Below are 792 nucleotides of genomic sequence, written 5' to 3'. Positions count from 1 at the left end.
ACGCTGCGCACGGCTGACGGGCGGAATCTGCCGCCCTGCCTGAAGAACGAGATCAAGCGCGAGTGCCGCCGCTTGTGGCAAGTAATCGAGATGATCATGGAGGTCGAGGCTGAGCAGCGTCAGGCCGCCGAGACCACAGCTCCCGGGATCGTCCAACTGAGTCATCTGCGTGGCATCGGCCTGACGATCGCAAGCATAATGACGAACGAGGTGTTCTTCCGCGATTTCCAGAATCGGCGTGAGATCGCCGGTTATCTCGGTCTTGCATCCAGCCCTTGGAGCAGCGGCGCGGTCAGCCGCGATCAAGGCATCCAGAGATCAGGCAATCCGCGAGCGCGACGAACCGCCATTGAACTTGCCTGGCTGTGGCTGCGCCATCAGCCCGATAGCGGTCTCGCGCGCTGGTTTCATGAGCGCGTCGGCGCCGGCAAAGGACGCATCCGCCGCACCATGATCGTCGCCTTGGCGCGCAAGCTGATAATCGCCTTGTGGCGGTATCTGACCCAGGGCCTGCTGCCGGAGGGCGCCATGACCAAGGCCTGACGAAAAAGTTCGACGCGAGGGCGGCCAACGTCACTTGCGACGAAGCGGGATGGATGTGGACCGGCGCCCCCCAGGGCAGTTAACGCCGTCAAAAAGATGGGTCCCATCCTTCCCGGCCTCGCCAAACTTGCCCGTGCATGCGGGATATGGGTGCAGGCTCCACCCGAGCCGACCGGATATGAGGTGATGTGGACTTGTTCCGCAATTCGCCGCGAGGCCGATCCCGACAGCGTCCGAGGTGATTTCGCC

Annotated in this window: 1 protein-coding gene; it reads left to right on the top strand. The window is 63.1% G+C overall.

What is annotated here, in order from left to right; all coding sequences use genetic code 11:
* The first annotated feature begins 90 nt into the window (after window positions 1–90).
* Complete coding sequence (locus AU465_RS33005; RefSeq protein WP_192257191.1) at window positions 91–543, top strand: transposase; 453 nt, start codon at window positions 91–93, stop codon at window positions 541–543.
* The last annotated feature ends 249 nt before the right edge of the window (window positions 544–792 follow it).

This window comes from Mesorhizobium silamurunense (genome assembly GCF_014843905.1).
GTDB lineage: Bacteria > Pseudomonadota > Alphaproteobacteria > Rhizobiales > Rhizobiaceae > Mesorhizobium > Mesorhizobium silamurunense.
Note: the sequence above shows the minus strand (reverse complement) of the source record. Positions and strands in the feature narration are given on the sequence as shown.

Excerpts from the sequence above, each read along its gene's own strand:
- AU465_RS33005 (WP_192257191.1), top strand. The coding sequence starts at position 91 with ATGATCATGGAGGTCGAGGCTGAGCAGCGTCAGGCCGCCGAGACCACA.